Annotated in this window: 30 protein-coding genes; 14 read left to right on the top strand and 16 right to left on the bottom strand. The window is 60.4% G+C overall.

Annotated features, from left to right (window positions below; genetic code table 11):
* Positions 1-10 precede the first annotated feature (10 nt).
* The 6 genes from C5750_RS11450 to C5750_RS11425 all read right to left on the bottom strand — a co-directional run bounded on the left by C5750_RS11450 (position 11) and on the right by C5750_RS11425 (position 4,796).
* On the bottom strand, positions 11-343 hold the full coding sequence (locus C5750_RS11450) for an ArsR/SmtB family transcription factor (protein WP_105734037.1): 333 nt from the start codon (positions 341-343) through the stop codon (positions 11-13).
* Between the two features lie 93 nt (positions 344-436).
* The gene (locus C5750_RS11445; RefSeq protein ID WP_105734036.1) at positions 437-631 is read right to left on the bottom strand and encodes an eL24 family ribosomal protein; all 195 of its coding nucleotides are present in this window, start codon (positions 629-631) and stop codon (positions 437-439) included.
* 12 nt (positions 632-643) lie between these two features.
* Positions 644-1,105 carry an OsmC family protein gene (locus tag C5750_RS11440; RefSeq protein WP_105734035.1) on the bottom strand — a complete coding sequence of 154 codons (462 nt, stop codon included), beginning with the start codon at positions 1,103-1,105 and terminating at the stop codon, positions 644-646.
* A gap of 88 nt (positions 1,106-1,193) precedes the next feature.
* Entirely contained in the window at positions 1,194-1,880 is a 687-nt protein-coding gene (locus tag C5750_RS11435; protein ID WP_105734034.1) for a response regulator, read from the bottom strand.
* On the bottom strand, positions 1,877-4,573 hold the full coding sequence (locus C5750_RS11430; RefSeq protein WP_105734033.1) for a sensor histidine kinase: 2,697 nt from the start codon (positions 4,571-4,573) through the stop codon (positions 1,877-1,879). The genes C5750_RS11435 and C5750_RS11430 overlap by 4 nt, the downstream gene beginning before the upstream one ends.
* A gap of 7 nt (positions 4,574-4,580) precedes the next feature.
* Positions 4,581-4,796 (bottom strand): hypothetical protein, encoded by a 216-nt coding sequence (locus C5750_RS11425; RefSeq protein ID WP_105734032.1) that lies wholly within the window; start codon positions 4,794-4,796, stop codon positions 4,581-4,583.
* A 14-nt stretch (positions 4,797-4,810) separates the two neighbouring features.
* Here C5750_RS11425 and C5750_RS11420 point away from each other — a divergent pair, with 14 nt between their 5' ends.
* On the top strand, positions 4,811-5,104 hold the full coding sequence (locus tag C5750_RS11420) for a Dabb family protein (RefSeq protein ID WP_105734031.1): 294 nt from the start codon (positions 4,811-4,813) through the stop codon (positions 5,102-5,104).
* Here C5750_RS11420 and cueR read toward each other — a convergent pair.
* Complete coding sequence (gene cueR, locus C5750_RS11415; RefSeq protein WP_105734030.1) at positions 5,091-5,486, bottom strand: Cu(I)-responsive transcriptional regulator; 396 nt, start codon at positions 5,484-5,486, stop codon at positions 5,091-5,093. The two genes, C5750_RS11420 and cueR, sit on opposite strands and share 14 nt — an antisense overlap.
* Positions 5,487-5,493: 7 nt before the next feature.
* Entirely contained in the window at positions 5,494-7,866 is a 2,373-nt protein-coding gene (locus C5750_RS11410; RefSeq protein ID WP_105734597.1) for a heavy metal translocating P-type ATPase, read from the bottom strand.
* A gap of 214 nt (positions 7,867-8,080) precedes the next feature.
* Between C5750_RS11410 and hisC the strand changes: the two genes are divergently transcribed.
* Positions 8,081-9,151 (top strand): histidinol-phosphate transaminase, encoded by a 1,071-nt coding sequence (hisC, locus tag C5750_RS11405; protein ID WP_105734029.1) that lies wholly within the window; start codon positions 8,081-8,083, stop codon positions 9,149-9,151.
* 52 nt (positions 9,152-9,203) lie between these two features.
* On the opposite strand, the gene C5750_RS11400 is transcribed toward hisC, so the two are convergent.
* Positions 9,204-10,109 carry a methylated-DNA--[protein]-cysteine S-methyltransferase gene (locus C5750_RS11400; protein ID WP_105734028.1) on the bottom strand — a complete coding sequence of 302 codons (906 nt, stop codon included), beginning with the start codon at positions 10,107-10,109 and terminating at the stop codon, positions 9,204-9,206.
* 132 nt (positions 10,110-10,241) lie between these two features.
* Positions 10,242-10,736, bottom strand: coding sequence for a DUF2244 domain-containing protein (locus C5750_RS11395; RefSeq protein ID WP_105734027.1), 495 nt, complete (start codon positions 10,734-10,736; stop codon positions 10,242-10,244).
* A 34-nt stretch (positions 10,737-10,770) separates the two neighbouring features.
* Between C5750_RS11395 and nth the strand changes: the two genes are divergently transcribed.
* On the top strand, positions 10,771-11,538 hold the full coding sequence (gene nth, locus C5750_RS11390) for an endonuclease III (protein WP_245421087.1): 768 nt from the start codon (positions 10,771-10,773) through the stop codon (positions 11,536-11,538).
* On the opposite strand, the gene C5750_RS11385 is transcribed toward nth, so the two are convergent.
* The gene (locus C5750_RS11385; protein WP_105734025.1) at positions 11,535-12,251 is read right to left on the bottom strand and encodes a sulfate transporter family protein; all 717 of its coding nucleotides are present in this window, start codon (positions 12,249-12,251) and stop codon (positions 11,535-11,537) included. The genes nth and C5750_RS11385 overlap by 4 nt on opposite strands.
* Before the next feature lie 438 nt (positions 12,252-12,689).
* Here C5750_RS11385 and C5750_RS11380 point away from each other — a divergent pair, with 438 nt between their 5' ends.
* The gene (locus C5750_RS11380; RefSeq protein ID WP_105734024.1) at positions 12,690-13,682 is read left to right on the top strand and encodes an adenosine kinase; all 993 of its coding nucleotides are present in this window, start codon (positions 12,690-12,692) and stop codon (positions 13,680-13,682) included.
* On the opposite strand, the gene C5750_RS11375 is transcribed toward C5750_RS11380, so the two are convergent.
* The 3 genes from C5750_RS11375 to hrcA form a co-directional block, all read right to left on the bottom strand.
* Positions 13,674-14,327 carry a trimeric intracellular cation channel family protein gene (locus tag C5750_RS11375; RefSeq protein ID WP_105734023.1) on the bottom strand — a complete coding sequence of 218 codons (654 nt, stop codon included), beginning with the start codon at positions 14,325-14,327 and terminating at the stop codon, positions 13,674-13,676. The genes C5750_RS11380 and C5750_RS11375 overlap by 9 nt on opposite strands.
* Before the next feature lie 119 nt (positions 14,328-14,446).
* Entirely contained in the window at positions 14,447-15,160 is a 714-nt protein-coding gene (grpE, locus tag C5750_RS11370; protein ID WP_105734022.1) for a nucleotide exchange factor GrpE, read from the bottom strand.
* A gap of 127 nt (positions 15,161-15,287) precedes the next feature.
* Positions 15,288-16,358 carry a heat-inducible transcriptional repressor HrcA gene (gene hrcA / locus C5750_RS11365; RefSeq protein ID WP_105734021.1) on the bottom strand — a complete coding sequence of 357 codons (1,071 nt, stop codon included), beginning with the start codon at positions 16,356-16,358 and terminating at the stop codon, positions 15,288-15,290.
* A gap of 136 nt (positions 16,359-16,494) precedes the next feature.
* On the opposite strand from hrcA, the gene rph reads away from it, so the two are divergent.
* Genes rph through C5750_RS11335 form a run of 6 tightly spaced genes read left to right on the top strand, consistent with a single transcriptional unit; the run spans position 16,495 to position 20,715 of the window.
* Positions 16,495-17,211: a ribonuclease PH gene (rph, locus tag C5750_RS11360; RefSeq protein ID WP_105734020.1), complete on the top strand. Its 717-nt coding sequence runs from the start codon at positions 16,495-16,497 to the stop codon at positions 17,209-17,211.
* Positions 17,212-17,223: 12 nt separating this feature from the next.
* Positions 17,224-17,631: a VOC family protein gene (locus C5750_RS11355; RefSeq protein WP_105734019.1), complete on the top strand. Its 408-nt coding sequence runs from the start codon at positions 17,224-17,226 to the stop codon at positions 17,629-17,631.
* A complete protein-coding gene (gene rdgB, locus C5750_RS11350; protein ID WP_105734596.1) occupies positions 17,628-18,272 on the top strand; it encodes an RdgB/HAM1 family non-canonical purine NTP pyrophosphatase in 645 nt (214 codons plus the stop codon). The genes C5750_RS11355 and rdgB overlap by 4 nt, the downstream gene beginning before the upstream one ends.
* Complete coding sequence (gene hemW, locus C5750_RS11345) at positions 18,272-19,444, top strand: radical SAM family heme chaperone HemW (protein ID WP_105734018.1); 1,173 nt, start codon at positions 18,272-18,274, stop codon at positions 19,442-19,444. Before rdgB ends, hemW begins: the two co-directional genes overlap by 1 nt.
* 9 nt (positions 19,445-19,453) lie before the next feature.
* Positions 19,454-20,353, top strand: a complete 900-nt coding sequence (gene rsmI / locus C5750_RS11340; protein ID WP_105734017.1) for a 16S rRNA (cytidine(1402)-2'-O)-methyltransferase — start codon at positions 19,454-19,456, stop codon at positions 20,351-20,353.
* The gene (locus C5750_RS11335) at positions 20,350-20,715 is read left to right on the top strand and encodes a YraN family protein (protein ID WP_105734016.1); all 366 of its coding nucleotides are present in this window, start codon (positions 20,350-20,352) and stop codon (positions 20,713-20,715) included. The genes rsmI and C5750_RS11335 overlap by 4 nt, the downstream gene beginning before the upstream one ends.
* Here the strand turns inward: C5750_RS11335 and C5750_RS11330 are convergent.
* Positions 20,712-20,924, bottom strand: a complete 213-nt coding sequence (locus C5750_RS11330) for a helix-turn-helix domain-containing protein (RefSeq protein ID WP_105734015.1) — start codon at positions 20,922-20,924, stop codon at positions 20,712-20,714. The genes C5750_RS11335 and C5750_RS11330 overlap by 4 nt on opposite strands.
* Before the next feature lie 10 nt (positions 20,925-20,934).
* Complete coding sequence (locus C5750_RS11325) at positions 20,935-21,516, bottom strand: DUF2975 domain-containing protein (protein WP_105734014.1); 582 nt, start codon at positions 21,514-21,516, stop codon at positions 20,935-20,937.
* A 405-nt stretch (positions 21,517-21,921) separates the two neighbouring features.
* On the opposite strand from C5750_RS11325, the gene cysG reads away from it, so the two are divergent.
* The 4 genes from cysG to C5750_RS11305 are packed head-to-tail and all read left to right on the top strand — an operon-like array spanning position 21,922 to position 26,148.
* Positions 21,922-23,376 (top strand): siroheme synthase CysG, encoded by a 1,455-nt coding sequence (cysG, locus tag C5750_RS11320; protein ID WP_105734013.1) that lies wholly within the window; start codon positions 21,922-21,924, stop codon positions 23,374-23,376.
* An 18-nt stretch (positions 23,377-23,394) separates the two neighbouring features.
* Entirely contained in the window at positions 23,395-23,709 is a 315-nt protein-coding gene (locus tag C5750_RS11315; protein WP_105734595.1) for a DUF2849 domain-containing protein, read from the top strand.
* A gap of 23 nt (positions 23,710-23,732) precedes the next feature.
* Positions 23,733-25,403, top strand: a complete 1,671-nt coding sequence (locus C5750_RS11310; RefSeq protein ID WP_105734012.1) for a nitrite/sulfite reductase — start codon at positions 23,733-23,735, stop codon at positions 25,401-25,403.
* Entirely contained in the window at positions 25,393-26,148 is a 756-nt protein-coding gene (locus tag C5750_RS11305) for a phosphoadenylyl-sulfate reductase (protein WP_105734011.1), read from the top strand. The genes C5750_RS11310 and C5750_RS11305 overlap by 11 nt, the downstream gene beginning before the upstream one ends.
* Positions 26,149-26,151 lie beyond the last annotated feature (3 nt).

Below are 26,151 nucleotides of genomic sequence, written 5' to 3'. Positions count from 1 at the left end.
TTCGCTCCGGTTATTGATTGCCGTCCTCGGCCAGAAACTCGCCCAGCCGGTCCAGCCGGCGCTCCCATGATTTGCGCCGTTCATCCATCCATTGCTCGGCCGTTTGCATGGCGGCCCATTCGATGTGGCATGTGCGCACCCGGCCGACCTTTTCCGTGCGGATCAGGCCGCTGTTCTCGAGAACCTGCAGATGCTGCACCACGGCGGGCAGGGACATGGTCAGAGGCTTCGCCAGTTCGCTGACCGAGGCCGGGCCGCGGCTGAGCCGTTCCACCATGAAGCGCCGGGACGGATCCGCCAGCGCCTGAAACATGAGATCGAGTGGGGTTTGTTGGTTAAGCATATGCTTAAGTAAACCCGCTGACGGAGTTTGTCAATCAGGCTTGGACGCCATTGCGAAACCGCGTGATCCGAACCCCGAAAGGGCTTGGAAAAGTCAGACGCTTGCGTGTCTGTTGTGCGCCAGCGCTTCCTCGAAGTGATTGACCGCTTTCTCAAATTTATCGCGGCAGCCGGGGTTGCAGAAGCCGACAACGGCACCCTTGTAGAGCGTGAGACTGTCTTCGCTGATAGGATCGCCCGACCAGGGGCAGGTTGTGTTGACCGCGTCGCTGATTTTCAGGTCTGACATGATGTTTTCTCCTTAAGCCAGGTCGACGCTTATATCGGTACGCACGGAATTGGCGATGAAGCATTGCGCATGCGCCTCGTGGTGCAGGTGTTCTTCCGCTGCCCTGTCCGGTGCTGCGCCGGCATAGCGGACATGCGGCTTGAGCACGACCTTGCTGACGAACAGCTTGCCCTGCTCGTTCTTGCCGAGTTCGCCGCTTGCCGCATCGCGGTATTCATCAACGACGAAGCCGCTTTTGGCCGCACCCGCCAGGAAGAACAGCATGTGACAGCTGGAAAGCGAGGCGACGAATGCCTCCTCCGGGTCGACATTCTCCGCTGCGGAATAGGGCAGGCGGACAATATGCGGCGATGAGGAGGCGGGCACCTCAGCGCCGCCGTCGAACTGCCAGACATGGGCGCGGCTATATTTGTTGTCGGTAAATGCGGCATCTGGAGCACGGTTCCATAGAACCGTCGCGCTAAAGGAGGTCATGGGCGTTTCCCGAATCTGCTGTTGAATTGACCGGAGCTTGTCAAAGCTCGCGGCAATTGTCGACAGGAATTCAGGCTGCGGCCGGTTCCTATTCCGCGATGAACCGGTAACCGACGCCGGGCTCGGTGCGGATGAAGTGCGGATGGTTCGGATCTTCCTCGATCTTGGCGCGCAGCTGCCCGACAAAAACCCTGAGGTAATGCAGATCTTCAACATGGGCCGCTCCCCAGATTGACGCCAGGAGATGGCGATGGGTGACGACAAGCCCTGGATGCAGGACGAGGTGGACCAGCAACTGGTATTCCTTGCGGGTCAGGTGCACGGCCTCACCCTTGAGCGTCACCACCCGCTTGACCATGTCGACGACGAGGCCGTTGCTTTCAAAGCGCGAGGGAACGCTGGTTCCCGCCACTTTCTGGCGCAGCGCCGTGCGCACGCGTGCCAGAAGCTCGCCGATGCCGAACGGCTTTTCCACGTAGTCATTGGCGCCGAGATCAAGTGCGGCAATCTTCTCGACTTCCCGGTCGCGGGCTGACAGGACAATGATGGGCACTTCGGAAAAAGCGCGCACCGTTTTGATGACCTCCTTGCCGTCCTTGTCAGGCAGGCCAAGGTCGAGAATGACCAGGTCGGGAGCGCTGGTGGCGATCAGCCGTTCGGCATCCGCAGCGGTGGCGGCGGAGATGACGTCATAGCCCGACGCCGTCAGCGCCGGATGCAGGAAACGCTGGATCTGCGGCTCGTCGTCGACAACCAGGATGCGGTTCTCGTTCATGATGGCGCGTCTCCGCTCGTGGTTGCATCGAAAATAGGAAGCCGGATAATAAATCGCGTGCCACGCTTGCGGATTGCCGGACTTTCCGCCTTGATCGTGCCGCCCATCGCTTCAACGAAGCCACGGCAGATCGACAGTCCGAGGCCGGTTCCCGCTGCCCGGCCATCGCCTTTGACACGACGGTAGAACTTTTCGAAGATGCGGTCGATATCCCTTGCCGGAATGCCCTTGCCCTGGTCGGTAACGCTGATTGCCACCTCAGTCGCATCCTGTTTGGCATAGATGGCAATCGGGCCATCGCCGCCATATTTGGCTGCATTGTCAAGCAGGTTGAACAGCACCTGTCCAAGCAGGGACGAATCCCCGCTGACGGTGGCAAGGTCCGGAGCAATGCTGATCTCGATGGCAACGCCCGGTTTGAGCCGTTTCATGCGCTCAACCGATGAAATGATGATATCCGCGGCATCGACGGGGCTGTGCTTGACCTTCAGCGTTCCAGCTTCGATGCGGGTCATATCGAAGAGGTTGGAAACAAAGCGGGTCAGCCGCCCCGATTCCTCCTCGATGGAGAGCAGGAGGTCGTCCCGGCTTTCCGGCTTGATACGGCTGCCAAGCTCGCGCAGCGTGGTGACGGCCCCCGTGATCGAGGCCAGCGGTGTCTTCAGGTCGTGCGAAAGCGAAGAGAACAGCGCTGCGTGCAGTTTTTCGCTTTCCTGCAATGCCGCCGTCTTGGCATTTTCGCGCACCAGCTGGGCGCGGTCGATGGCAATCGCCGTCTGGTCGAGAATGGCAACCAGCATGCGGTCTTCGTTTTCCGTCAGAGAGGTGGGATGCTCGGTCATGGAAAGGCCAAGCACGCCGGCGACACCATGCGACGTCATGATCGGCAGGAACAGCCAGTCGATCTGCGGCAGCGTCCCCGTATCATGCCCGGACCGTTCATTCTTCTCAAATGCCCAGCGCACGGCGGTCATGTCCGTATTGTCGAGCGTCATATCAGGCGGCCAGGCGGTCTGCAGCGACAGCTCGCCGTCTTCCGGCAGCAGGATCACCACACCCGTTCCAAGCGTTGAATGCAGGTGCATGGCTGCGGCCACAAGCACATCATCGAGCCGGGCTGTGCCCGATAGCTTGCGCGAGAATTCGTAAAGGGCCTGCGTATTCTTTGCCTGATTGCGCGATCGCGCCACCTGGTCGCGCAAACGCCCGGCGAGATCGCCGATCATCAGGGCCACGCCGAGAAAGATGATCAGTGAAAACAGCTGATGCGGTTTGGCAATGCTTAAATTGTGGACCGGCTCGATGAAAAAGTAGTTGTAGAGAACAAATGACAGGCCGGCAGCAATGATGGCTGCAAAACGCCCGCTCGACATCGCCGACAGGATAACGGCAACGAGGTAGAGCATGGAAAGATTTTGCGGGTGGACGATTTCACTGGCGCCAAGCCCCAGAAGCGTCGTCACGGCCGTCGCCGCTATCGGAATGGCGATGGATATGGCGAGATCGCGCGCCGAGCGCTTCTGCGGCGCCGGCGGCACATAGGGTTTGTCCTGTTCATCCCCGGTGACAATATGGACGCCGACATCGGTGAAGCGTTTGACGATCTCGTCGGGAAGCGACCGCCGGAATGGGTTGGAGAAGCGCTTGCCCTTCGGGCGGCCGAGCACGACCTGTGTCACATTTTCGCGCCGGGCAATGCGGAAAATCTCGTCGACAAAGTCCCGGGCAATCACGCGCCGCGTTTCCGCGCCGAGCCTTTCTGCCAGGTCAAGGATTTCATCAAGCCGCTGGTTTGCCGCCGTGTCCATGCCCGCATCGCTGGTCTTGGTCAGTGAAACCACCAGCCACCGGGCGTTGAGGCCCGAGGCGAGGCGGCTTGCGGTGCGGACGACCTTTTCGGACAGGCTATCCGGTCCAACGCAGACCAACAGCCGCTCGCCGGTGGCCCAAGGGCCTTCGATCGCGTTTTGCCGCAACAGGTCGATCATCTGGTCATCGACGCGATCGGCGGTACGGCGCAGGGCAAGCTCGCGCAAGGCGGTAAGGTTGGCCGGCTTGAAGAAACCCCGCGCTGCCCGTTCGGCGTTGCCGGGCAGGTAGACCTTGCCCTCCTTCAGCCGGGCAATGAGTTCCGCCGGCGGCAGATCGACCAGCAGCACCTCATCGGCACGCTTGAGGACCACATCCGGCACGGTCTCGCGAACGGTGACGCCCGTGATCTTTGTGACGAGGTCGGACAGGCTCTCCAGATGCTGGACATTCATCGCAGTCCAGACATCGATACCCTGCCAGATCAGTTCCTCGATATCCTGATGACGCTTCGGATGACGGCTGCCGGGCGCATTGGTGTGGGCCAGCTCGTCAAGGACCAGCACCTTTGGCTTGCGCGCGAGGGCTGCATCAAGGTCGAATTCCTCCAGCGTGCGGTCCCTGTAGCCGATCTGCTTGCGCGGCAGCACCTCCAGCCCCTCAAGAAGTTCGGCGGTTTCCGCGCGCCCATGCGTCTCGGCAAGGCCGATGACGATGTCCGTGCCGTCGTCCTTCAGGCGCTGCGCCCGCACCAGCATGGCATAGGTTTTACCGACGCCAGGGGCAGCTCCGAGGAAAACGGTCAGCTTGCCGCGCGATTCGCGCGTTGCCAGCTCCAGCAGCTTGTCAGGATCGGGTCGTGTCTGTTGACCGTGGTCGGCCATATACGCCTCAGTTTGCTTTTTCAGGTCGCTTGCGCCGGTTGAGCGCCAGAACCTTTACCCCACCCTTGGTGGAAATGCCAAGGACAGGATGCCGCGTGGTTGCGGCCACCAGCGCAGAATCCACGCCGGACCGGCAAAATTGCCGGTCATGAAAGCCGCCTGCGACAGCACATCTATTGACGCCGAAGGCGGGTGCTTTAAAAGTCCGCGCCAGTTCGATCAAGCAGGAACAAGACCGTGATCCGCCATATTGTATTCTTCAGCGCCCGCAATCCGGATGATGTCGACACGATTCACACGCGTCTCAAGCGGCTTGGAGAAATTCCGCATTCCCTCGTGTTCGAGGTCATGAAGAACACCAAGACCGATCCGATCTCGGGCGAAATCGACGTTGTCGTTTATGGCGAGTTCGCAAGTGCCGAGGCTTTGGCCTCCTACAAGGCACACCCGATCTACAGTGAAACCACAGCAGTGGTGCGCCCCTTGCGCGAACTGCGCATTTCAGCCGATGTGGTCTCTACTCTGGCCTAGTACCGGAAATACGTTCCAGAATCGGGCAGTCCGGCCGCTGGTCGCCATGGCAATGGGCGACCAGGTGCTGCAACGTGTGCTGCAGTTCGCGCAGTTCGGTGAGCTTGCGCTCGATTTCCTTCAGCTTTGTTCTGGCGATGCTTTTGACATCGGAGCTCGCGCGGTCCTTGTCTTCGTAAAGGGCCAGAAGCTGGCGGCATTCCTCCACGGAAAATCCCAGCCCGCGCGCGCGTTGCAGGAAACGCAGCTTGTGGACATCCGACATCGAATAATCCCGGTAGCCGTTGTCCGACCGGTCGGGCTTCAACAGCCCGATATCCTCGTAGTAGCGGATCGTTTTGGCCGGCAGGCCCGATTTTTCCGATGCATGGCCGATATTCATGGCAACCTCACAGTTTCAATGCGCGCAGGCGCAACGCATTGGCAATGACCGACACGGAGGAAAGGCTCATTGCCGCTGCCGCCAGCATGGGCGAGAGCATGGCGCCGAAGACGGGGTAGAGAACGCCTGCCGCAACCGGTACGCCAAGCACATTGTAGATAAAAGCAAAGAACAGGTTCTGCTTGATGTTGCGGATGGTTGCATCGGCGAGATGACGGGCACGGACAATGCCGATGAGGTCGCCCTTCACCAGGGTAATGCCCGCGCTTTCCATCGCGACATCGGCGCCCGTGCCCATGGCAATGCCGACATCGGCCGCAGCAAGCGCCGGGGCATCGTTGACGCCGTCACCGGCCATGGCGATCTTTGCACCCTTGGCCCGAAGCTCATCGACCAGCCGTTTCTTGCTCTCGGGCATCATGTCGGCACGCACTTCATCGATGCCAAGCTGGGCGGCGACCGCCTGGGCGGTGATCTGGTTGTCACCCGTCGCCATGACGATGGTGAGGCCGGCCTTGTGCAGCAGGCGGATTGCCTCGGCTGTCGTCGCCTTGATCGGGTCGGCCACCGCGATGATGCCCGCGGCCGTGCCGCCAACCGCCATGAACAGGACACTCTTGCCGCCGGTCCGCAGTGCATCGGCCTTCGCGCTCAGGGCGGATATGTCGGCGCCAGCATCCTGCATCATGGCCTTGTTGCCGAGAGCGACGGACTGCCCGCCGATACTGCCGGAAACGCCCTTGCCGGTTACAGCTTCGAACGTCTCGGCCTTGAGCAGGGTGAGAGCGCGGGCTTTTGCGCCGTCGACAATGGCCTCGGCAAGCGGATGTTCCGAACCCTTTTCGAGGCTGGCGGCAAGAATCAGCAACTGGTCGTCGGTCAGCGCGCCTGCCGTCACGATATCGGTGAGTTTGGGCTTGCCTTCGGTGAGAGTACCGGTCTTGTCCACGATCAGGGTGTCGACACCGGCAAAACGTTCCAGCGCTTCCGCATCCTTGATCAGGACACCGGCCTGCGCGCCGCGCCCGGTGGCGGTCATGATCGACATGGGCGTTGCCAGGCCAAGGGCGCAGGGGCAAGCGATAATCAGCACAGAAACGGCGGCGACAAGGCCGTAGATCATACCAGGTTCCGGTCCGAACCAGGCCCAGGCGATGAACGAGACGATGGCGACGAGAACCACCGCAGGCACGAAATAGCTGGCAACGCGGTCCGCCAGACCCTGAATGGGCGCGCGTGAGCGTTGGGCGGTGGCGACCATGCCGACGATCTGCGACAGGACCGTATCGGCACCCACCTTTTCCGCCTTGATCAGCAGCGTGCCGTTGCGGTTGAGCGTACCGCCGGTCACCCCATCATTCTCAGTCTTTTCAACCGGCAGCGGTTCGCCCGTCAGCATGGATTCGTCGATGGACGAGCGGCCTTCCAGCACGATGCCGTCCACCGGCACGCTGTCGCCCGGACGCACCCGCAGCCGGTCGCCGGCCACGACCTCGTCCAGCGGGATATCGCTTTCCGTTCCGTCCGCAGCCACACGGCGCGCGGTTTTGGGCGCAAGGTCGAGCAGGGCGCGAATAGCGGACCCGGTGCGTTCGCGCGCCTTCAGCTCCAGGATTTGCCCAAGGAAGACAAGCGTAACGATAACGGCCGCCGCCTCGAAATAAACCGGCACGCTGCCGCCATGCATGCGGAAGGCATGCGGGAAAATGCCGGGCACGAGTGTTGCCACGACACTGAAGGCATAGGCCGCACCGACGCCGATGGCGATGAGTGTCCACATGTTGGGGCTGCGGTTGACGAAGGACGCCCAGGCGCGTTCGAAGAAGGGTATGGCTGCCCAAAGGACAACGGGGGTGGCGAGGGCCAACTCCAGCCAGATCGCACGGCTTTCGCCGATCCAGTCGCGGAAAGGCAGGCCAAGCATGGGGCCCATGGTGATGAAGAGCAGCGGTATGGAACAGAGCGCGCTGATCCAGAACCGGCGGGTGAAATCGACGAGTTCAGGGGTTGGGCCTTCATCCCCGGTGGGAATGCCCATGGGTTCGAGCGCCATGCCGCACAGCGGGCATGACCCTGGATGGTCTCTGACGATTTCCGGATGCATCGGACAGGTATATTGGGTTCCCGCCGGCATCGGTTTCGGTGCCGGCCTGCCGCCGAGATAGTCCCGGGGCGCTTTTTCGAATTTCGCCATGCAGCCGGCCGAGCAGAAATAATAGGTCTCATTGTCGTGCTGCAGGAAATGCTTTGCCGTTGCCCGGTCCACAGTCATGCCGCAGACCGGATCACGCGTGACCTCCGCCTGCGCCGCGTGCGTGCTGCAACAGCTGTGGCCATGGGTGCCATGGGCGTGATTGTGGTCGTGATGGTCATGTTTCATGATGGAACTTTCGACATGGACGGGAAGATAGTGACGCAAAGGTAATTCTTCCAGTAACTGGAAGGTCAAGGCCTGCCCGAAAGTTTCTGCAGCACAGCGCAATGGCTGGGGATTTCGATTGTTGCAAAAGCCGGTTTTTGCCATGGTAGGGGAAGCAACACGCACTGTTCGCTTGAATCGCGATCACCCCGCCAAGGCAGTACTGGACATTTTGATGAGCCGTTTTTGGAGTCCCCTCGTGCACACATTGACCCCGTATGTCGCGGGCGAGCAACCGGCGCTGCCCGATCTGACCAAGCTGAACACCAATGAAAACCCATATGGTCCGTCACCGCGCGCATTGGCGGCCATAACAGCCGAGACGACGGAAACGTTGCGGCTTTATCCCGATCCAACGGCGCACAGGCTGAGAGAAGCCATCGCCAAAAGCCATGGGCTTGATGCCAATCACATCTTCGCCGGAAACGGATCTGACGAAGTGCTGGCCCATGTGTTCCAGGCATTGCTGAAACACGGCAAGCCTTTGCTGTTTCCCGATGTCACCTACAGTTTCTTCCCCACCTACTGCCGCCTCTACGCAATAGATTTTCGGGCTGTTCCGCTCGATGACACGATGGCGGTGCGCATTTCCGACTACCGGCAGCCATGCGGTGCGATCATCCTGCCCAATCCGAATGCTCCCACCGGCACAGCCTTGCCCCTGACGGAAATCGAGGCATTGCTTATCGATCACCCGGATCAGGTTGTGGTGATCGATGAAGCCTATGTGGATTTTGGTGCGGAGAGTGCCATTCCTCTGGTTGCGCATTATCCCAATCTGCTCGTGACCCAGACGTTTTCGAAATCGCGCGGCCTTGCTGGTCTGCGCGTTGGCTTTGCCGTCGGACAGCCTCCGCTGATTGAAGCGCTGCAACGGGTGAAGGACAGTTTCAATTCCTATCCCCTCGACCGTCTCGCCATCGCGGGAGCGGTTGCCGCGTGGGAGGACCGGGCATGGTTTGAGGATAAGCGCGATCGGATTGTGGCCACGCGGGAAAGATTGTCCGCCGCCCTGCGCGCGCTGCAGTTTGAGGTTCTTCCCTCGGCGGCCAATTTTCTGTTTGCACGCCATGCTACGCTAGCCGGCGCGCAGGTCGCTGCCGAGCTTAGAAGCAGGGCCATTCTGGTCAGGCATTTCCCGAAACCGCGCATACACGACTATCTGCGTATCAGCATCGGCACGGACGAAGAGTGTGAAAAGCTCCTGTCCGGCTTGGCAGATGTGATCGCATCATTGAAAAAATGAAAGCCCGGCATTTCTGCCGGGCTTTGATGGGTGTCTCGGGAGGATGTGGTGATCAGCCGGAGCGGGCCATGTCGAGCTGCGTGCCGTCGCCCATCTGCCCGGCTTCCCAGCCAAGAATGGCGCGTTTGCGGGTCAGTCCCCAATGATAGCCGGTGAGGGCGCCGGATTTGCCGACGGCGCGATGACAGGGAACCACGAAGGAAATCGGGTTGGCGCCCACCGCGGCACCAACGGCGCGGGACGCTTTGGGCGAGCCGATTTCCTGGGCAATGTCCGAATAGGCGCAAGCCTTGCCCATTGGCACCTTCAACAGGGCTTCCCAGACACGCAGCTGGAAGTCCGTGCCGATCATCACCACTTTCAGCGGCCGGTCCGAACGCCATTCAGCCGGGTTGAACACCCGTGCCGCATAGGGCGAGGTGGCGCCAAGGTCTTCGACATAGGTGGCATTGGGCCAGCGGGATGTCATGTCTTCCATGGTTTCACGCTCGTGCCCCTGATCGGCAAAGGCAAGGCCGGCGAGACCGCGATCCGTCACCATCACCAGGGCCCGCCCGAACGGCGAGATATGGAAGCCGTAACGGATGACGCGGCCCGCACCGCGGGTCTTGTAATCGCCCGGCGACATGCCTTCATGGGTGACGAACAGATCGTGCAGGCGGCTTGGCCCGGACAGGCCGGTTTCCAGCGCCGTCTCCAGCAGCGGCATGCCCTCGTCAAGCAGGCGGCGGGCATGGTCGATCGTCACGGCCTGCAGAAAGCCCTTGGGCGACAGGCCGGCCCAACGGGTGAAAAGCTTCTGCAGGGCCGTAGGCGAAAGGCCTGCCTCCCTGGCCAGCACCTCGAGCGATGGCTGGTCGCGATAATCCTCGCTGATTCGCTCAATGATATGGCTGACAATGGCATAGTCATTGCCCGAAGGCGTAATATCGTTCTGAAGTATGGCATGCGGTTTCATGGTCGTTACCTCATTCCGGCCTGATCCGGGTGCGTTGCACCGCAAAGGCAGATCAGGTTTTCAATTCATGTTGAGTGTCATATGACCATGCAGGGGCCTGATCTGCCACCCGATTCTTGCGTGATATGAAAACTACCGGCCCTTGGCCGCCGCCAAGGCCCGGGTGAATGCCAGGGCAAAGCTTTCCCGGTCATCGGGATTGAGAAACGAGCCGATGGTCACGGCCTTGCCCTGTCCCTCCACCCGCATGGAAGTGATGCCGATTTCCGCGTGCCGCGCGACGTCAAAGCGGGTCCAGAACGGGTTGAATTCGTGCAGGTTGGTCCGGCCCGACGGCGCTACCTGCCTGATCTGCAGCGCGATCCTTGAAACACTGACCTCTTCATGCGCCTTTGCTGCGGTGTAGTTCATCCGGAAGGCAAGGTAGACCACGAGGACGTCAAGGCCGAAAAAGCCGAAAACCGGCCATGCCCCCAGCGACAGGAAGAAAAGACCGGTCAGAAAACTGCATCCGCCGATCGCGGCCATGACAATGAGAAAGCCTTTCCGGCCAAGCGACCGGTGCGGCACCAGCAGGGCGCGGAAAATTTCTTCTTCATTGCGCGCGGCAGCGTCAATTGGGTTCATTGTTTGGCTCATGACGCTTGAGTATAGAAGGGTGATGGAAAATCCCAAGAGCAAACTTGATCAGATTGACGTGAGCGGCATCGCCGAAAAGCCGGTGAAGCGGCCGCGCCTTGTCGCGGGTACGCGTTATACCGCCGATGAAATCCACGAGATTTTTCGCCGGTTCTCCATCCAGCGGCCGGAGCCCAAGGGTGAGCTTGAGCACGTCAATGCCTTTACCCTTTTGGTTGCGGTTGCGCTTTCGGCCCAGGCGACGGATGTCGGCGTCAACAAGGCCACCCGCGCCCTGTTCAAGGTGGCCGATACGCCGGAAAAGATGCGCGATCTCGGCGAGGCAACTGTGGGTGAATACATTCGCACCATCGGCCTCTGGCGCAACAAGGCCAAAAACGTCATTGCCCTGTCGGAAGCCCTGATCCGCGACTATGGCAGCAAGGTGCCGGACAACCGCGACGAGCTGGTCAAGCTTCCCGGTGTCGGCCGCAAGACGGCCAATGTGGTGCTCAGCATGGCGTTCGGGCAGGCGACGATGGCCGTCGACACGCATATATTCCGCATTGGCAACCGGCTGGGTCTTGCGCCGGGCAAGACACCGGATCAGGTGGAAGCCAAATTGATGAAGATCATTCCGGCGGAATATCTCTACCATGCCCATCACTGGCTGATCCTGCATGGCCGCTATGTCTGCAAGGCCCGTAAGCCCGAATGCACGGCCTGCGTCATCGCGGATATCTGCAAGTCGGCGGAAAAAACAGCGGAACTGCCCGCGCCGCTGGTGCCGTTGCCTCCGCAGGTGTTTTAACGCAACGCTGCAGGCGGTTCCGACTGCGCAACCGCCTTGTGCAGATGCACCATCATGGCGGCGGCAAACAGCGGGGTTAAAAGGTTGAGGATCGGGATGGCCATGAAGGCCGCAATGACGAGACCGGCCAGGAAAACCGTCATTGCATGTTTGGACCGCAGCGCCTTGGCTTCCATTTCCGGGCGGAAGCGCATGGCGGCAAACTCGAAGAATTCCCGGCCAAGCAGGTAGCCGTTGACCACGAAGAACGCGATGATGTTGACGCCGGGAATGAGAAGCATCAGCAGCGCGATGATATTGCCGAGAATAACGATGCCGAGGAATTTCAGCGAAAGCACGAAGGAGCGCAGTACCGGCAGCGGGCGGCCCTTCGGATCGAGCGGGTAATCCGACTTTTCCACAACTTCAGCCACGTCGTCGAGAAACAATCCGGCAACGATGGCCGAGACCGGCGCAATCAGCAGTGCCAGACCGAGCGCCAGGGCGATACTGGCGAATATACCGGCGACAAAGCCGAGCCACCCGGCCCAGGATGGCAGGTCCGGTATCCATTGATCGAAAAAGGGCAATGCCAGCAAGGCAAAGAGTTCCCGTAGCCCGAACCAGGCGCCGATCAGCAGAAGCACGGTCATTCCGAGTGACTTCCACAGGACAGAACGGAATTCAGGCCGGAACAGGTGACTTGCTGCGGCCTGGGCGCTGTCAAAAATCATGGTACCGTTCTTCCTTTCCGGTCTTTCCAATGTTTGGGACATAAGGCGCGCGTCCTGTAGAGACAAGGCGCCCGCGCGCATTAGAGCCTTTCCTGTTTAAATAGAACCAGTTCTGTTTCCCGGATGGCGAGACAATCCACGCGGAAGGCAGCGAGGCCGATGTTTACCCATCGGACGAAGCTGCCTGACAAAGTGGGTGTCCGCCAGCCGGAAACCCGAAGGGCCGGGTGAATTTGGCCCAATTCCATCGGGCTTCGGCTTCGCCCGATGGAAAGGCATCGGTCTCGCCAAATCCCTCGATCTTGAACCAAATTCCCTCTGGCAGAACGATTCTATTTAAGCAGGAAAGGCTCTGGGGGTAGTCAAGGCCCGCTGTTCCAGCTAGGACTTGGCGAACCAGAGGCCAAGAACTGCAATTGAATCAATCCTGGAGTTTTCATGTCGAGTTATGACGTGCTTTGCATCGGCAATGCCATTGTCGATATCATCGCCCGCACGGATGATGATTTCATCGTCAAGAACGGTATCATCAAGAATGCGATGAATCTGATCGATGCCGATCGTGCGGAATTTTTGTATGAACGCATGGGACCGGCCATCGAAGCTTCTGGCGGAAGTGCCGGCAACACCGCAGCCGGCGTTGCCAGTCTTGGCGGCCGCGCCGCCTATTTCGGCAAGGTCGCCGACGATCCGCTCGGCCACATCTTTACCCACGATATCCGCGCGCAGGGCGTTGCCTTCGATACGCGTGTGCTGAAAGCGCCGCCGCCCACGGCCCGCTCGATGATTTTTGTCACGCCCGACGGCGAACGCTCCATGAACACCTATCTCGGTGCCTGTGTCGAGCTTGGACCGGAAGACGTGGAAAGCTCCAAGGTATCGGAAGCCAAGGTCACCTATTTTGAAGGTTATCTCTGGGATCCGCCCCGGGCCAAGGAAGCCATCCGCCTGTCAGCGAAAATTGCGCATGAGCACAAGCGCGAAGTATCGATGACGCTGTCGGATCCGTTCTGCGTGGATCGCTATCGCGAGGAATTCCTCGACCTGATGCGTTCCGGCACGGTTGATATCGTCTTTGCCAACGAGGCGGAACTGAAGTCGCTGTACCAGACCGACGATTTCGAGACGGGGCTCGATGCCATCCGCAAGGATTGCAAGCTTGCGGCCATCACCCGCTCGGAAAAGGGCTCGGTGGTTGTCTCGAAGGACGAAACCGTTGCCGTTCCGGCGATCGAGATCGCCGAGCTTGTCGATACGACCGGTGCGGGTGATCTCTATGCCTCGGGCTTCCTGTTCGGCTATACCAATGGCCGCTCATTGACCGATTGCGCGCGGTTGGGGTCGCTCACCGCCGGCCTCGTGATCCAGCAGATTGGCCCGCGTCCGGCGCAGAACCTGAAAGTGGCAGCCCAGCAGGCCGGCTTACTCTGACCGGACGATGCCGTCACGCTTGAGCTCTTCAGGCGTGCGGCCCACCTTGTGGTAGTTCGGCAGGGTCCAGCCGAAGTAAAGCGCGCCGCCGCGCACCGCAAAGGCGGTCAGGGCGGCGAGCAGGGCCGACATTTCCGGCCCTGCCGAAAGCCCCAGCAGCAGCGTATAGGCGGCGGAACCGGCAAGCGCAGCAGTGACGTAGATCTCGCGCCGCATCAGCACTGACGGTTCCCCGGAAACGATATCACGCAGCACGCCGCCGAACGTGGCCGTCAAAATGCCTGTGACCACGGCGATTGTCGGGCTGAAGCCGAGCGCCAGTGCCTTCGCCGCGCCCATGACGCTGTAGGCCGAAAGCCCCAGCGCATCGAGCCACAGCAGAAGCCGGTAGCGTGATTCCAGGAGATTGGCGGAGAAATAGACGATGATTGCCGCCGCGGCACAAACGAGGATATAGCCGGGCTCCCGGACCCAGAAGACGGGGACGCCGAGGATGAGGTCGCGCAGGGTGCCGCCGCCGATGCCCGTTACCGCAGCCAGGAACACGAAAGCGATGATATCGAGCTGGCGGCGCGAGGCAGCGAGCCCGCCCGTCGCGGCGAAAACGAAAACACCCGCATAGTTGAATATCTGGATCGATGTCATCGGCTGTTCCCCTCCATATAAAAGGTAGAACATGACCGATACGGAGCGTAAACAGCTAAATGAAAAAGGCCAGACCCCGTTACCGGAATCTGGCCTTTGCCGTTGAGAGAACGCTGTGATTATGCGTCTTTTTCCGCCTGCGAGTTGATCGGGCCCGGCTCTGCCTGGCCTTCGCCCGCAGCCTGCTTCGGACCGCCCTTGGAGACGCCGACGAGCGCCGGGCGCAGCATGCGGTCACCGATGACGAAACCGGCCTGCGCCACCTGCAGCACAGTGTTGTGCGGCACGTCGGCGTTGGGGATTTCGTACATGGCCTGATGGAAATTCGGGTCGAAACGCTGGCCCTGCGGCTCGATCTTCTTGACGCCGTGGCGTTCCAGCGCCGACATCATCGAGCGCTCGGTCATTTCCACGCCTTCGGCCAGTGCCTTGAAACCCGCATCGCCATTGGCGAGGGCATCGGCCGGAATGGCTTCGAGCGCGCGCTTCAGATTGTCGGAAACCGAGAGCATGTCGCGGGCGAAATTGGCAACCGAATAGGACCGCGCATCGTGAACATCACGGGCGGTGCGCTTGCGCAGGTTTTCCATGTCGGCGGCCAGACGCAGCAGCTGATCGCGCAGATCGCCGTTTTCGCCGCGCAACGCATCCAGTTCAACGCTGCTGGCCGCCTGCGCCTGTTCTTCCTCTTCCTGCGCCATGGCATATTCTTCGGCCTTGCGCGATTTCAGAAAATCATCGGCGGCACGCTTCAGCGCATCACGGTCGCGCGGATTCTTCAGATCGCGCTGATCGAGATCGGGTGCGTCATGATGTTTCTTTTCTTCAGTCATCTATCCTGTCCGTTCATAAATCGAATGTGCGCTGGATATCGAGGTTTAGGCCATGAAAATCAAGTGCAAATGCCCGACGCGGCGGAAGTTCGCGTGGCGGCACAGCGCCAGTGCAGTATCCTTCGCTCTATCGCAACAGTCGTGAGACCAGTTGCGCGGTGTAGTCCACCATCGGAACAATGCGTGCATAGTTCAACCGGGTTGGGCCGATAACGCCGAGGGCACCGATCACCCGCTGTTCCGAGTCGCGATAGGGCGCGATGACCAGAGATGAGCCGGAGAGCGAAAACAGCTTGTTTTCGGAGCCGATGAAAATGCGCACGCCCGATCCTGCTTCCGCTAGATCGAGCAGTTGTATGGTGCCTTCCTTGGTTTCGAGATCATCGAACAGATGGCGCAGCCGGTCGAGATCCGCTTCGGCGTTGATGGAATCCAGGAGGTTCCCGCGCCCGCGCACGATGAGCCGTGGCGGTTGGCCGCCACCCGTGCCGCCCCAGACGGCCAGTCCCTGTTCGACTAGGTGTTGCGACAGGGTATCGAGTGCCTGCTGGGTTTCATCTTTGAGCCGGGCAATTTCGGCGCGCGCTTCAGTGATGGTGCGGCCCTGAATATGCGCGTTGAGAAAATTCGATGCTTCGATCAGCTGCGATGGCGTCACGCCGGGCGGCAGATCAACGACCCGGTTTTCAATATCGCCGCTCTGGGTCACCAGCACCGCCAGCGCCTTGGTGGGTTCCAGCCGCACAAACTCGATGTGCTTGAGCGCGCCTTCCGCTTTGGTCGCAAGGACAAGTCCGGCACCGCGCGACATGCCCGACAGGATCTGGCTGGCTTGCGTCAGCATGTTCTCGCTCGACTGGGCGTCGCCGCCCGCCCGCACCTGCGCCTCGATGGAATTGCGCTCGTCGGAGGAAAGGTCGCCCACTTCCATGAAGGCATCGACGAAGAAGCGCAGGCCCAATTGGGTCGGCAGCCGTCCCGCCGAGACGTGCGGCGCGTAGACAAGGCCGAGATGCTCCAGATCGCTCATGACATTGCGGATTGTCGCCGGAGAAAGCGTGACGGGCAGGATACGCGACAGGTTGCGCGATCCGACCGGTTCGCCGTCGCCGAGATAGCTCTCGACGATGCGCCGGAAAATATCCCGCGACCGCTGATCGAGGGACTGCAATGGTTCGGGAGTAACTGCCTTGTTCATTCTGTGTGACGCCCTTGTTCTCTGTCAGGGAATATAGGCATTGTCGGCGCAATCATCAAAGCTTTTGCTTCATGGTTCCATTTAAGCCTCCGTTGCTCTAAAAGGCCGGACAACCATATTTTCAAGAGGTCAATCCATGCGTCCTTCCAAACGAGCCCCAGACGAAATGCGCGCCATTTCCTTCGAGCGCGGCGTTTCCAAACATGCTGAAGGCTCGTGCCTGGTCAAGTTTGGCGATACCCACGTTCTGTGCACCGCCAGTCTTGAGGAAAAGGTGCCGGGCTGGATGCGCAACACCGGCAAGGGCTGGGTAACGGCGGAGTACGGCATGCTGCCGCGTTCGACCGGCGACCGCATGCGCCGCGAGGCGTCATCCGGCAAGCAGGGCGGCCGCACACTGGAAATCCAGCGTCTCATCGCCCGCTCGCTGCGTGCCGTCGTGGACCTGCAGGCGCTGGGCGAAGTGCAGATCACCGTGGATTGCGATGTCATTCAGGCGGATGGCGGCACCCGCACGGCAGCCATCACCGGCGGCTGGGTTGCCTTGCACGAATGCCTGCGCTGGATGGAAACACGCCAGATGCTCAAGGTCGAGAAGGTATTGAAGGATCATGTCGCGGCGATCTCCTGCGGCATCTCCAATGGTACACCGGTGATCGACCTCGACTATGCCGAGGATTCAACGGCGCAGACCGATGCCAATTTCGTCATGACCGGCAAAGGTGGTATCGTCGAAGTGCAGGGAACGGCGGAAGGCGAGCCATTCTCGCAGGACGAGCTGCTGGCCTTGATGGGGCTTGCCCGCAACGGCATTACCCGGCTGGTTTCCCTGCAGAAAATGGCGGTCTCGTAAGCGGAAAACACCATGCAGCCATCGGGTATTCTGGAAACAGCTCTGTATGTGACCGATATCGACGTGGCTGCACGGTTCTATACCGATATACTCGGGCTGGACGTTATCCTGCGAGCGGGCGATGAATCGGTCTTTTTCCGCTGCGGAGCCGGCGTCCTGATCCTGTTTAATGCGGAAAAGCTGGCGGAAAGGCCCAAAGGCGGTCTTCCCATCCCGGCGCATGGTGCCAAGGGGCCTGGTCACGTCTGTTTCCGTGCAACGCGGGATGAAATTTCCGGCTGGAAGTCCCATCTTGAGGCCAATGGTATCGCCATCGAAACTGAATTTGACTGGCCCAATGGTGCCCGCTCCCTGTATTTCCGCGATCCGTCCGGAAACTCGATTGAATTTGCCGAACCGGCTTTATGGAACCTGACATGAGAACACTTGAAAAAGGCAAACTGCTCGTTGCCAGCCACAACAAGGGCAAGATCCAGGAAATGATCGATCTGCTTGGCCCCTTCGGTTTCGAAGTGGTGTCGGCGGGCGATCTCGGCCTGCCGGAACCGGATGAAACCGGCACCACATTTGAAGAGAACGCCTATATCAAGGCTTTCGCGGCGGCCAAGGCGACCGGCCTTGTCGCGCTATCAGATGATTCCGGCCTCTGTGTCGATGCGCTGGACGGCGACCCCGGCGTTTATACTGCCAACTGGGCGGAACTGCCGGATGGCAAGCGGGATTTCGCCCATGGGATGCAAAAGGTGGAAACCGCGCTGCGGGACCGGGGAATCACTGATGCCAGGGATCGCGGCGGACGCTTCGTTTCGGTGATCTGCCTCGCATGGCCTGATGGTGAAGCCAACTATTATCGTGGCGAAGTGGAGGGCGAGATTGTCTGGCCGCCGCGCGGCACCGCCGGTTTCGGTTTTGATCCGGTGTTCAAGCCGCAGGGCTATGATGCGACCTTCGGGGAAATGACCGCCGAGCAGAAACATGGCTGGAAGCCGGGCGAAGCCGATGCTTTGTCGCATCGGGCACGGGCTTTCCAGCATTTTGCCCGTGATTGTCTGGGGGCCTGATGACGCCATTGCTGCGCGGTCAGGAGAGCGAAGGGGGCTTTGGCATTTACGTCCACTGGCCCTTCTGCATGGCCAAGTGCCCCTATTGTGATTTTAATTCGCATGTCCGTCACCAGCCGGTGGACCAGCTTCGGTTTACCGCGGCCTTCGCCCGCGAAATGGCGACCATGCGCGAACGTACTGGGCCGCGCACGATTTCCAGCATTTTTCTCGGTGGCGGCACGCCATCCCTGATGGAGCCGGAGACTGTCGGGTCTGTGCTCAATGAGATCGCGAAGAACTGGACTGTGCCTGACAATATCGAGATCACGCTGGAAGCCAATCCGACCAGCGTCGAGGCCAACCGGTTTCGCGGCTACCGGGCGGCAGGCGTTAATCGCGTCTCGCTGGGTGTGCAGGCGTTGAACGATGCGGACCTGCGGCGGCTCGGGCGCATGCACAATGTCGAGGAAGCCCTGGTGGCAATCGGGCTGGCACGCGATATTTTTCCGCGCCTGTCCTTCGATCTGATCTATGCCCGGCCCGACCAGACTATCGAGGCATGGCGCGAGGAACTGAACCGGGCCATCTCCTATGCGGCCGATCATCTGTCGCTTTATCAATTGACGATTGAAGAAGGCACCCCCTTCTACCAGTTGTGGAAAGCCGGCAAACTGATTACGCCCGACGGCGATCATGCGGCAGCACTTTATGCTGAAACGCAGGATGTGACGGCCGGGCGCGGCCTGCCGGCCTATGAGATTTCCAATCACGCGGCACCCGGAGCCGAATCCCAGCACAATCTGGTCTACTGGCGGTATGGCGAGTATGTCGGCGTTGGTCCTGGCGCGCATGGCCGTTTCATCGAAAACGGCAAGCGTGCGGTGACGATCACCGAGCGTCACCCCGAAACCTGGGTCAGCAGGGTCGAGAGCAACGGTCATGGCGTCGTTGAAGAGGAACTGCTTACCGGCGAACAGGAAGGCGATGAATTCCTGCTGATGGGCCTACGGCTTGTCGAAGGCATCGATCTTGCCCGCTACGAGCGGCTGACCGGCCACGGCGTCAAGGAAAAGCGCGTGATTTCCTTGGCTGAACAGGGTCTGATCGAATATATCGGCAACAGCCGCATCCGCACGACGCCCGAAGGCGCTATCGTTCTGAATGCGGTCATTGCCGATCTGGCAGCGTGAGGGTGCGGCGTGTCTGACGGGGAAGCCAGGGAACGGAACTATCAGATCGGCAACACGGCGTTTCGCGCCCGGCCGCTCGAGCCGGCGCTTTACATCGTCGCCACACCCATCGGCAATCTCGGCGATATGACGCTGCGCGGTATCGAAACCCTCGCGGCCGCCGATGTGATCGCCTGCGAGGATACACGCGTCAGCCGTGTGCTTCTGGACAGGTACGGTATTTCCCGGCGTCCCTATGCCTATCATGAACACAATGCCGGGGAAGCCGGGCCAAAGCTGATCGAAGCCCTGCTTTCGGGGAAAAGCGTGGCGCTGGTATCGGATGCGGGGACGCCGCTGGTCTCCGACCCTGGCGGGCGTCTCGTACCGGAAGCCAAGGCTGCCGGTATCCGCGTGGTGCCTATTCCCGGCGCATCCTCGGTGCTGGCGGCGCTGACGGCCTCGGGGCTGTTTACCGACAGCTTTTACTTCGCCGGGTTTCTGTCGTCGAAACAGGGGCAGCGCCGGTCGAAACTTGAATCCCTGAAGACGCTGGATGCTGCGCTGGTCTTCTTTGAATCGCCCAATCGTGCCGCGGCGACGCTGGCGGATATGGTCGAGGTGTTCGGCCCGAAGCGGCAGGCATCGCTGTGCCGCGAACTGACCAAAACCTACGAGACGGTGGTTACCCTGCCGCTGGTGGAGCTGGCGGCGCAGTTCGATGGCGAAGACCGGATCCGCGGCGAGGTGGTTCTTGTCGTGGGACCGCCCGAGGGCGATCAGAACATTGCCCGCACCGACGATGATATCGATGCGCTGCTGCGCGCACTGGCACTGGAAATGCCGCCTTCCAAGGCCGCAGGTGAAGCATCACGCATGACGGGCCGTCCGAAGGGCGAACTCTATCAGCGGTTGCTCGCAATGAAATGACGGGCGCGGGCAAGCGACACAGGGCTTACCGGCGCGGCCACTCCGCTGAGTATTTCGCCGCGCTTGCCCTGATGCTGAAAGGCTTTCGCATTGTCGCGCGGCGCCACCGCACCAAACAGGGGGAGATCGACCTCATTGCCCGGCGCGGCGACCTTGTCCTCATTGTGGAAGTGAAAGCCCGCCCGACACTCGAACAGGCGATGGAAGCGGTGACCGGGACCGCCATGCGGCGCATTGAGGCGGCTGCCGATCTCTGGCTCGTGCGTCAGCCCGATTATGCAAACCTGTCATTGCGGTTTGATCTCGTGGCGATTGTGCCGTGGCGCTGGCCGGTGCACGTGCCGGCCATTTTCACCGCCTAGCTCTCCTCCTTGTCGTAGCGCATGAGATCGCCGGGCTGGCAGTCGAGATAGTCGCAGATGCGCTCCAGGGTTTCGAAGCGGATGCCTTTCACCTTGCCCTGTTTGAGCAGGGACAGATTGGCTTCCGTTATTCCGACATGTTCCGCCAGATCCTTGGATTTCACATTGCGCTCGGCCAGCATGACATTGAGCCTGACTTTGATGGGCATGGGCTGATCCTCAGACGAACTGGGCATTTTCATCGGCTATCGCGATGGCTTCGCGCATCACCCAGGCAATGACGGTGATGGTTCCGGCAAACAGCAGCCCAAGCAGCATGTCCGAGCTGATGCCTATGGCCAACGCACGCTGCCCGGCCGGGTTGGTCCAGGTCAGGATGAGCGAGAGGGCGGAATAGGCGAAGGGCTGAAGGAGCGTCGATACGAAGACCGCCATTGCAAACGCACGCAAGCTGCCAACGGTTTCGGCCGTGAAGAACTGTTGTCTGGCAAAGCCGTCAAAGCAGCGCCGGGCCTGCCCCAATCCCCAGATCAACGCTGCCAGCGGCAGCATCGAGACGAGGAAGGCAAGAAGACGTGTCGGGAAACCAAGGTTTCCGGCGCCGGCTGCCGGCAAACCGGCCGAAGCCAGAATATCGGCCTGCGGCGTCGCAAGCCAGTAGCAGAGCGTTCCGGCAGTCAGGACGACCGATGTGGCGAGATACAGGCCGGACATGATTTTGCTGAAACGCCGGATGCGCTCCGCGCGGTGAGCCGGCGTGCGTCCAGTCGTTGGTATATCAAGCGAAGAAAGATTGCTCATGGGGCACCTCTGTGAATTTTCTTCTGTAAGGATAGCAAGAAATTATCGTTTTACAATAATAAATTTTCGCGATACGAATTTTGAACCAGCGCAGGAGGTTTTGATATGTCCCCTTCTCTCGCCGGATATGCACAATGGACTTGCATTTCTGCATTAACACGATAAAAGTAGTCGTGTATCAAACCGCCACCGCTTGATCCGGTGCCGTTTGCTGTCGCTTGTCCCGCCTTGCTGGTCCCGGCAAAGGCTGGGAGGCATTTACTTGCAATACATGGAAAGAGAATCCGCTTGTTCTGGGATTTTCAGAAATTCTATGCTCCGCCGTTCGATTCGGCGCACTTCTGTTCCTTATAAAGCGCGGTCCGATCAACGATAATCCCAGCATTCACCGGGATTGTCTTGCTCATGTCTTTTCATGCCAACCAGCTTTCTGTCTTTCCTGCCTTCTTCCGCGTGCGGAATGAAGTGGTTGTGGTTGTCGGCGAAGGCGAAGAAGCACTGAACAAGGTTCGGCTTCTGGCGCAGACAAATGCGATGATCCGCGTTGTCGCTGCGGAACCCGAACAGGAACTTGCCGATTTCATCCGCGCTGGCCGTCACGAGCATATCGCGGACATTTTTTCTCCAAAGCACCTCTCCGGCGCAAAGCTGGCCTTTGTTGCCACGGGCGATGAAGCGCGCGACAGCGCCATTGCCGCCGAGGCACGCCGCCAGCATGTTCCGGTCAATGTGGTCGACCGCCCGGAACTTTGCGATTTCTTCACCCCCGCCATCGTCAACCGTGCGCCGATCGCCATCGCCATTGGCTCGGAAGGCACCGGCCCCGTGCTCAGCCAGATCATTCGCGCCCGTATTGATGCCGCGTTCTCGCCGCGCCTGGGTGATCTTGCCCGTCTCGCCAATGCCTATCGTCCGGCCGTTGAAAAGCTGGTGAAAAAGGGCCTGCCGCGGCGCCTGTTCTGGCGCTCCTTCTTCTCGGGCGATGTTGCCGGCAAGGTCTACAACAATGATCTCGACGGTGCCCGCCAGGCTGCCGGGCTGCTCCTCGACAATCAGGACGAGCCGAAGGGCTATGTCTGGCTGGTCGGCGCAGGCCCCGGCGCTGAGGATTTGCTGACCCTGCGTGCGCACCGCGTTCTCATGGAAGCGGATGTCGTCGTTTATGATGCGCTGGTGCCAGAGGCTGTCGTCTCCATGGGCCGCCGCGACGCAGCCCGGCTTTCCGTCGGCAAGCGCAAGGGCTGCCATTCGAAAAGCCAGGCGGAAATCAACACACTTCTCGTTTCGCTCGGCCGTGAAGGCAAGCGCGTCGTGCGCCTCAAATCCGGCGATCCGCTGGTCTATGGCCGTGCCGGTGAGGAAATGGCGGCGCTGCGGTCCGCCGGTGTCCCCTTCGAGATCGTTCCCGGCATCACCTCGGCCTTTGCCGCGGCAGCCGATATGCAACTGCCTTTGACCCTGCGTGGTGTCGCATCCTCCCTTGTGTTCACCACGGGTCATGACATGGCAGGCGAGGTGCTGCCCGATTGGGCGCGCCTCGCCATTTCGGGTGCAACCATCGCGGTTTATATGGGCCGCAGCGTTGCAGCCTCCGTCGCCGAGCGGCTGATGCGTGCCGGCCTGCATGCCGATACCGGCGTGGCGGTGATCGAAAATGCCGGACGTGCGGATCGCCGCATGTTCCATGGCACGCTGCAGGATTTGCCGGCGCTGGAACAGCGCCCCGACCTGGATGGCCCGGTCATGGTGGTCATTGGTGACGCCGTGGCTGGTGCGGCGATCGACAAGGCCGAGCCGCTGGCCATCCGCACCCCAACCTCTTCGGTGGCCGCGCGCCGCCTTCAATCCAATGCCGCTTGATTGCGAAGGATGATGATCATGAGTGTTAAAGTTCTCACCGCAAACCGTCTGACCGATGGCGAAGCCGTATGGCTTGGGGCCAACGGCGAATGGCTCGATCACATTGACGGTGCCCTCGTGGCCCGCCATGCGGAAGCAGCGGCGGCGCTGGAGGAAGCGGGCAAGGTGGCGATCAAGTCCAATCTTGTCATCGACGTCAATGTCATTGATGTGGAAGAGCGCGGCGAACATCTTTATCCGATCCGCCTGCGCGAGCGCATCCGCCAGCTCGGCCCCACCGTCCGTCTTGACCTTGGCAAGCAGGCGGAAAAGCCTGCGGCAAACGCTGCTTAACTGATAATTGAAGGCCTCGCAGAATGTATCGTTACGATGAGTTTGACCACGCGTTTGTTTCCGCCCGTGTTGAACAGTTCAAGGATCAGGTCGAACGCCGTCTTGCCGGTGAGCTGACCGAGGACCAGTTCCGGCCGCTGCGGCTGATGAACGGCGTCTATCTGCAACTGCATGCCTATATGCTGCGCGTCGCTATCCCCTACGGCACATTGTCGTCGCGTCAGATGCGCAAGCTTGCCCATATCGCCCGTACCTATGACCGCGGTTATGGCCACTTCACCACGCGCCAGAACCTTCAATACAATTGGCCCGCCCTCAAGGACATGCCGAAAGTTCTCGATGAACTTGCCGAAGTCGAGATGCATGCCCTGCAGACGTCAGGCAATTGTATCCGCAATGTCACGGCAGATCACTTTGCCGGTGCTGCCGCCGACGAGGTTGCCGACCCGCGCCCCTACGCGGAAATCCTGCGCCAGTGGTCGTCGATGCATCCGGAATTCTCCTACCTGCCGCGCAAGTTCAAGATTGCCGTTACCGGCGCCGAGCGTGACCGTGCTGCCATTCAGGTGCACGATATCGGCCTGCACCTGAAAAAGAATGCGGCGGGTGAGATCGGTTTTGCTGTCTATGTCGGCGGTGGCCAGGGCCGCACGCCGATGGTTGCCAAGAAGATCCGCGACTTCCTGCCCGTCGAGGATCTGCTGACCTATACCACGGCAATCATGCGCGTTTACAATCTGAACGGGCGCCGTGACAACAAGTACAAGGCGCGTATCAAGATTCTCGTGCATGAAACCGGCACGGAAGAGCTGACCCGCCAGGTGGAAACCGAATGGCTGGCGCTGAAGAACAGCGACCTGAAGCTGCCGCAGACGGATGTCGATGCCATCGACAGCTACTTCCGTCCGCCGCACCTCCCACAGCGGCCGGAAGGCTGGTCGGCACTGGCCAGCGCGCGCAAGGCGGATCATGTCTTTGCCGCCTGGGTCGACCAGAACGTGACACCGCACAAGAACCCGGATTACGGCGTCGTGACTATTTCGCTCAAGCCGATCGGCGGCATTCCGGGCGATGCCACCGATGCCCAGATGGATCTGGTTGCCGATATTGCCGAACAGTTCTCCCAGGACGAAATCCGCGTCAGCCACGAGCAGAACCTCATTCTGCCGCATGTGGCGATCGCCGATCTGCGCATTGTTTATGATCTGCTGCTGACCGACAGTCTCGCCACGGCCAATGCGGGGCTGATCACCGACATCATTTCGTGCCCTGGTCTGGATTATTGCGCGCTGGCGACAGCCCGCTCTATCCCGGTTGCCCAGCGCATATCGGAACGCTTTGCCGATCCGGCGCGCCAGGCCGACATCGGCGAGCTCAAACTGAAGATATCGGGCTGCATCAATGCCTGCGGCCATCACCATGTCGGTCATATCGGCATTCTGGGCGTTGAGAAGAAGGGCGAGGAACTCTACCAGATTTCTCTCGGCGGCTCCGGTGACGAGGTCTGCACCATCGGCGATATCACCGGGCGCGGCTTCTCTTCCGAAGAAATCGTCGATGCGATCGAGACCATTGTCGACCGCTATCTCGAAATCCGGACGGACAAGGAAGAAACCTTCCTTGCCGCTTACCGGCGCCTGGGCGCGGCTCCCTTCAAGGATGCGCTCTATAGCGAGGCTGCCGATGCTGCTTGAAACCAATGCGATCACCGTTGCGGACGAGGCGCGTGCGCTGGAAGCCCGCCATGGCAATCTCGACCCGGCACAGATCATCGAACTGGCGATTACCCAGCTCTTCAAACAGGATATCGCCGTGGTTTCCTCTTTCGGGGCGGAATCCTCGGTGCTTCTGCACCTGATCGCACAGGTGGATCGCGCCCTGCCGGTGCTCTTTCTCGAGACCGGCAAACATTTCCCGGCAACCCTGCGCTACCGCGACCAGCTCGTGCACGAACTTGGCCTGACCGATGTGCAGGACATCCACCCGCTCAAGCAGAGCCTGAAAGACGAGGATCCTTTCGGGGCGCTGTCCATGACCAACAAGGACCGCTGCTGCTATATCCGCAAGGTCGAACCGATGGCCCGTGCTGTCGCGCCGTACCGGGCCTGGATGACCGGGCGCAAGCAGTTCCAGGCCTCGACACGCACGGCACTGCCGGTGTTCGAGTCCGTCGGCGCACGCGTGCGCATCAATCCGCTGGCACGCTGGACCTCAGCGGACCTGAAGGCCTATATGGCTGCCAACCAGCTGCCGCCGCACCCGCTTGTTGCGGAAGGCTACCGGTCCATCGGCTGCATGCCCTGCACGTCCCCGGTGAAAGATGGCGAAGATGACCGCGCCGGCCGCTGGGCAGGCACCGATAAAACCGAATGCGGTATCCACCTGACTGGCCTTACCGACCAGTTGAGCAATATTTCCCTGACGGATTCGAATCTATGAGTG

This window comes from Phyllobacterium myrsinacearum (genome assembly GCF_002980555.1).
Classification (GTDB): domain Bacteria; phylum Pseudomonadota; class Alphaproteobacteria; order Rhizobiales; family Rhizobiaceae; genus Phyllobacterium; species Phyllobacterium myrsinacearum.
This window is presented reverse-complemented; position numbering and strand designations above follow the sequence as displayed.